2 protein-coding genes are annotated in these 7,525 nt (G+C 36.0%); both read right to left on the reverse strand.

What is annotated here, in order from left to right; all coding sequences use genetic code 11:
* Positions 1-6,743, reverse strand: a 6,743-nt coding sequence (locus tag BM024_RS13530) for a choice-of-anchor J domain-containing protein (protein ID WP_090681511.1), incomplete at its 3' end; no start/stop codon positions are given.
* 308 nt (positions 6,744-7,051) lie between these two features.
* Positions 7,052-7,525 (reverse strand): T9SS type B sorting domain-containing protein (locus BM024_RS13535; RefSeq protein ID WP_143077789.1); only part of this gene is annotated, 474 nt, incomplete at its 5' end.

Consider the following 7,525-nt stretch of genomic DNA (forward strand, 5'->3'; position numbering starts at 1 on the left):
GTATATTGAGAACAAACATCTACATCATTTGGTTTTGTAGGAACTTGTCCTACTTCAAAACGAATACTCATCTCGAAAACACCATAACAACCCGTCGTTAAATCAACCACGCGTATAAACTTCTTAATCGTTGAAGCAGAAGACTCAATTAAATAATGATCAGTAGTTTCTATAGCATTTAGTGCATCATTAGCATCTTGTTCCGTATTGTGATAGCTAATCTCATAGTTTGTTTTGTCCAAACCTTTAAACATACCTATCTCAACATCAGTCAAATTAACGTATTGCTCCTCCAATGAATGACTACACAAAATCAACGCAGCTGGTGACTTTATTTTATCCGATAATGGAGGGAACATTTCTACTACAATGCTTCCTGAAATCTCACATTTTACTTCTTCGTAAAAACCTACTGCTTTGTATACACCTGATTCGCTAACCTCTAAACTTGGTTTGTCTTCCCCAACTATAAGTTCGTCATCTTTATACCAACTAATCTTAACATTGTTTGGAGATAATCCAGAATCAATTGTTTTCGATTGTGAGTCGCAAATAGCTGTATTGTCTTTTATTAATAAATCTGCTCCAAGATCCAAACCACCTAAATCAAAACTTCTCGCATTGAAAAATACAGCTGAAACGTGATTCGTATTACAATAATCTACCATCGCAAATTTAATGCGATACTTAACTCCTGGCTTCACAGCTGTGGGTTCAGAACTCATTGGAATAGTCATCCCGATATAGTTAATCGGAGCTGTAATAGGATCATCATGCCCATTTCCGTAATATTTTCCAAAATATTCTGGATTAACATTATTACAATCGGCTCCAGAAATATCGGTATCACGAACCGTTGAAAGAGATATAGGTTGATTTGTACCAGGAACCAATGCAAGGTTTTGTCCTTGTCCTGTTTCAATTTCAGAGAGCCAAGCTGTGAAAAGAGCTCCTCCACCCCAACAAACAACAGTACAGGTATGTAAATAACTCTCAGATGCTAATAAATAGTCAAACCTAATAGTATCCTTGATTGGAACGAAATCGAACTCTAAGGTAGAAACAGACTTAGTACCTGCCCAAACATCACCTCCAACACTTGCTATTACATTGTTTAAATCTTCATCGCCCTCCCAAGCTGGTATCATTCCTCTTACTCCTGCAGGTCCACCAGCATCACCATAATCATAATAAGGACCAGGGGTAGTTGCTATATCATGTGTTGCTAAAACAATTCCTTCTTCAAATGGGAAGGTGGAACCATTTTTATTAAAATAACCCAAAGACTTTCCTCCTAAATTTGGTCCTGTTTTATAAACAACATTACTTACTAAATCACAATCCGATTGAATCAATACCTCTTTCACCAATTCCTCAGTCGTGTATTTATCGCCATTTTTACTTACCGTTACATAGTTATACTCACTAGTAGAAATACACATAGTAAACAAGAAATTTCCTTTTGGTAAGCCAATTCTAACATAATATTTATTACCAGGTATTAAACCGCTAATAGTAGAAGCCGTGTCATCCTTAGACGGATTTCCATATGAGCTATCAAATTGGTAACAATCCACAAAAGAGGTGAAAATATTAGAACAATTGCCTGAGAAAACCTGATAAGCAATAGATGGTGACTCTAATTTATCAACATTTATAATATTGTCGAAAGACAATAAATGAGAGGATGAAGTCGCTGTAAATTCAAACCACAATTCCGTTTCATGTTGAAAATCCATACAATTTGGAAATGGGTTAGGTTTTGCAGGGGTAGAAATTTCAGGTGCTCCCACACTCGAAACGCCAAGTTTTCTAACACAATCTGCTCCTGAATTAACCGGAATTGTAATAGCACCTGCACATCCACCATTTGTAGTAACTTTCGTCGGTCCGTTTGCTGGTGTAGACCAGTTACTCATATCCGTTCCACCTGGACACTTCGCGCGAACATAGATGTGATACGATTTACCACTCGTAAGTCCAGTTGCTTTGTACTTAGGAGTCCCTGTAACTACTACACCACTTGTTCCTGTTGGAATTGGTGTACCATATTCCACTACATAAACTTCCCACGAAGTAATTCCTCCGCTTTGCGTCCACTCAACATCAATCGTATTGGTTGTATAGTCTGTTACTGTTACATTACTCGGTTCTGGACAAGAAGTCGCTCTTTCAATCGTAACGTAATCAAGTCCTATAGTCATAGCACCTTTTGTCATAGTATGCCATGCAATGTTTACATTTCCAGAAACACCTGATATATAAATAACCTCTTCTAAATAGTTCGCATTTGTATATGCCTTTTTACTCAACAAAGTCGTCGTGAAATTAGATATATCAGCTCCTGTTGTTGAAAGTAACACTTCAAACTCATTCAGGGTTTTAGGATTTGTTTTATAGCGATATTTCAACACATAATTAGTGCTGCTTGCAAAAGCAATAGTAGGTGAAATTAAATACCCATCCGCTTGTGCTGTTGCAGAGGTCTGGTTGAATTGCATCAATCCATCACCTTCAAACGGCCATGTAGTATTTGCAGTCCATTTCGTAGTACTACCAGCTCCATTTTTTATTGACCAACAACGAATTTGTTTTGAATCACTGTTAAATCCAGCTGTAAAAGGAACCGTGTAAATATCACAAGCCGTAACAAATGCAAAGGGTCCACTCCATTCACTAAATGTACCATTTCCACAATCGGTACGAACATAATACACATAATCCGTGTTTGATACAAGTGCTTTACCATTGATATCCTTATCTGCAACAAAATCTTTGGATGTTGTTGGTATTCCAGCATCCTTATCTGTAGGAGCTATCTGTTTGGTTTCCTGAATCATGTATTGCCATGCTGTAGCACCAAAAGCATCATCCCACATTAAGTTCACACTGGTACCTAGAATATCCTTAGCTCCTAAATTAAGTGGCTGACCACAAGTCGTAACTTCATCTATAAACAAGTTATCGATGGTTATATTCTTAGCGCCAATACCACTAACGCGAAAAGCTAAATGCATATCTCCAGAAATCCCCGTAAAGAAATAAATTCCATCTTTGAAAGTAGCAGACTTATAGCTCATTTTAGGAGCAATCGTTTGCGTAAAATCGGCTAAAGAAGTCCCTTTAGTAGAAGCTAAAACTTCCATCTCATTGTTCCCACTACCTGTACCTTTATAATTAAACTTAACTCGATACGTCTTAGTAGCATCTAAGTTCTTAAACAAGGGCGATATAAACCAATCGTTAGAATCAGCTGCACCAGATTGAACATAGCTAATAGAATGAGAACCCTCATATAAATTAGAAGTACTTTGTTTCCAAAGACTAGCCCCCGTATTACCATTTACCATAGACCAACAAGGAAGTGAATTATCATTCCCATTAAACCCTTCCCAAAAAGGTAGCGTAGAATAGGTACATCCAGTTCTGAAATAATAAGGTCCTGTCCATTCGGTTTTTGAACCGTCACCACATTTAGTGCGAACATAAAATTCATACCATGTGTTTCCTTCTAAATTAGCACCAAAATTATCTTTAGTAACATTTACTTTATTCTTAGATGTCGCAGTACCGTCTTTTAAAGGAGGAGCTATCAAGAAAGCTTTCTTTCTTACAAAATACTCCCAATTGGTAGTTCCAAAATCATTATCCCAAAAGATATCTGCTGATGTTCCCGTAATGTTTTCAGCACCTTGGGTAAGTGGTTCTGTACAAGTCGTAACCTCTTCAATTCTAAAATCATCGATATAAGTACCTGAACCCCACTCATTGAAATCTGTAACATAAAAAGCAATACTCACTTCACCCTCAATTCCACTAAGCAAGAATTTATGCTTTTTCCATGGAACATTTTCAAAAACAGTATTGGGCAATAAAATCTGAGTGAATTTTTCTTTATCCCTACCAGTCTTTGACAATCTAACTCCAAATTCAGACTTAATGCCTGGTTCTGTACGATGCATAAAAGTGACGCGATAAATCTTGTTCTTTTCAAACTTAAAAAGAGGAGACATCAACCAGTCGTCATTCGTTGAATCAAAATTAGTAAAATACATAGATTTATCACCTTCGTAAGCTTGTTGATCCGTTGTAAACCATTCTCCGAACCCACCATACCATGGTGCATCATTGTTTCCATCTACAATCTTCCAACAATACTGCGTATCCGTATTTGAATTAAACCCTTCCTGATATGGAATCGGCATAATCTCACATTCGGTTCTAAATACTATTGGCCCTACCCATTCACTCGTTTTACCTTCGCCACAGCTTGAACGAACATATACTTTATATTCCGTATTTGGTTTTAACGGAGCACTTGGACTATTTGTATTGGTAAGTGTAGGATTATTACTCTTAGCAAGAGTACCAGTTCCTAAAGGAGGTGTTGTCAATCCGTCATCAGGCATGACATAATACTCCCAACTTGTATTTGTTGGATCTACCCATGATATATCGACACTTGTTGTACCAATCTTAGTTGTTACAATATCTTCTGGAGCACGACAAGTAACTTTTTCAATACTAAATTTATCTATTTGTAATTGTCCACTAGTTCCTGTTACGTGAAAACCAATATTAGCAACACCTGTTACGCCATCTACATATACCACTTTCTTGGTATAAAAAGCTCCCTTATAAACTAATGTGGTTCCTATTGTTTGAGTAAATGCTGAAGGGTCAATTCCACTTGTGGAAAGCTTCACTTCTACATTTGCCGTTGTATTTTGATCTATTTGATAATAAAAAGTAACCGCATACAATCCTCCAGTTAAATTAAATCCTGGAGAAATTAACCAATCGTCATTGACAGGAGACGAACCAGAATAGTACATACATCTATCTCCTTCATAAACAGTCCATTCAGATTGTTTCCAGATATCTCCATAAGGAGTACCATCTATATTTGTATCAATAATTGTCCAACAATCAAGATCACTTTCAATCGTATTAAATCCTTCTTTGTAAGGTACCACTTTAGGTAAACAGGCTGTTTTAAAAATTAATGGTCCTATCCAGTCACCAAATGTTCCATCTAAACACTTAGAGCGTACAAAGAATCCATATTCTGTATCAGGTAAAAGATTATTTCCAGAAACATCTTTCAATCCAACAACTTCCGTTTTAGAAACTTTTGTTCCACTAGTAGTTGGTGCTCCGATAGAAGAATCTATAATTAAGTATTCCCATTCCGTTGCAATATCATCATCCCATAAAAACTTAGCACTGTCTGTTGCTATATCAGTTACTGATACTCTCAACGGCTCCGTACACCCTACACTTTCAAGACTCACATTATCAATATGAAATGTAGAAGAACCTACTGAGTTTATATGCCAAGCTATATTAACTACTCCCGTGATACCATTTATAAAAACTGTTTCTTGTACATACTCCGATTTTTGATATATTTTTTTAGCTACCAAAGTCGTTGTAAATTCTTTCACATCAATCCCATTCTTCGACAATAAGACCTCAAATTCGTTATTACCAGAAGGTGATGTTTTATAATAATATGTTAGTTTATACAAGCCCCCATTAAAATCAAAAGCAGGAGTTATAGCATAACTATCATGTGATATATTACCAGAATAACATTGAAACATTAACCCCCTATCACCCTCCATACGGTAATTGGTAGATAGCTCAAAAGAATCTGTGTCAGAAGGATTATTCTGTACAAGTGTCCAGCACTCAATATTCAAAGAGTTTGTGTCAAAAGTCTCGTAAAATGGAGTAGGAAACACACCACACTTGGTCATGAATTTGACTGGTCCTTCCCAATAACTTTTATCTGAGGTAGAACATACGGAACGATACCAAACATAATAGTAAGTACTAGCATCCAAGTTTAGAAAAGTATAAGTAGTTACACCTTTTGCAGGAATAACACCAGTGGTTCCCGTAGGATACTTCTGGTCTTTGCCAATAAACAATTCAAAATCTGTAATAGAACTATTTGGAGCTGTCCAATTAACAGTCGCTTCATCCAACTCAATATCTTTGACAGCAAGTCCTTTTGGTTCCAAACAAGTTTCCTTATATATAGATACATTATCAATTGCTGCTGGAGTTTGATTCTGAGTCCACATATTGCTAGCCCATTGAAAAACAATCTTCATTTTAGTTCCAGCAAACTTGCTCAAATCTACTTTAATAAATTCCTTTTTAAACGTAGATTGGTCAAACATATCAGAGTTTAACAAAAGACCCCCAGAGCCACTATTTATTCTAAGTCCCTTAGGAGGTGAGAATGTTTCGGGAATGAGCCATACGCTTAATGCATCACTTACAGACCAATCACTTCCCTCTCCTTTACTTCTCCAATCGAAACTTACAATATAATCCTTAGCTCCTACAGGAACTGAAAAAGCAGGGCTAATGGCTAGGCTCACATCTTCATCTAATACAGATTCACTATAATTATTTGTAACTCCGTTATCATCCGAAATATACAACGATTTACTACCACCATTTGGAACAGCAGTTCCGACATACCATTTGTTTACATCAGAATTAATTAAGCTCCAAGTCTGCGGAGTTTCGAAATCATCGTTAAAAATTTCGCCCGTGGCAAGAGCCAAGGAAGCATCCAAAGTTTCATTAAAAGCATCCTTAGATGGGCTAATTATTTCAGATATGAAATCACCGAAGGAAAACGTTTGTAACTTTTGATGAGCAAATAACCAATAGCCGCAAAGCATGGTAAGTGCTAAAAAAATAGTTGTTAATTTTAGTTTCATTTTTATAGTTTTGTTGGTTGAATTTTATCAAATATAATCAAAAATATTAACTACTTTTTATGACTATATAAAATGGCAAAATATTTTAATTCACAACAAAAAATCGCAAAACATCTATAAAACAGAGAATTAAATGCAATAAAACCATGAAATTTGAATTAAAAACAATTATAAAACTTCAAAATCAGGAAGCTTTGTCATTTAGCTTATTTCAACAGACAGTATCAAAATCCAAAAAAAATGTCAACAAAAACAAAAAGCTACCCAAAAGGGTAGCTTTTTTACTATGCTTCTTAATTACTAATACATTATTTATTGATTTGTACCCATCCAGTTCTGGTTTTACCTTTCGATATCACCACATAATAGTACGTACCATCTGGAAGTTTATTCCCACTCTTATCCTGTCCAGCCCACTGATTTGTGTAACCAAAACCATATGAATATACCTCAGAACCATAACGATTAAAGATTTTCAAATCATCTACTCCATGACTCGACAAGTCAAAGAAATCATTAAGTCCATCGCCATTTGGAGAAATACCTTTCTGTATAGGACACTCGTTATATTTAACCGAATAACTACTCTCGTCTGTACACAATCCATCCTCAGACTCAGCATACACATAAATAATTTGATCCCTAAAAATTACTGTTCCCGGAAGATAGCTTTCCCCACCTTTACCCGTTTTTTCATAATATGTATTTCCTTTAGATAATGGAGCTAATACATGTAAATTACAATCCTCTAATACATCAGGAAAAACATCTGCAACCACTGG

This window comes from Myroides guanonis (assembly GCF_900114085.1).
Taxonomy (GTDB): domain Bacteria; phylum Bacteroidota; class Bacteroidia; order Flavobacteriales; family Flavobacteriaceae; genus Flavobacterium; species Flavobacterium guanonis.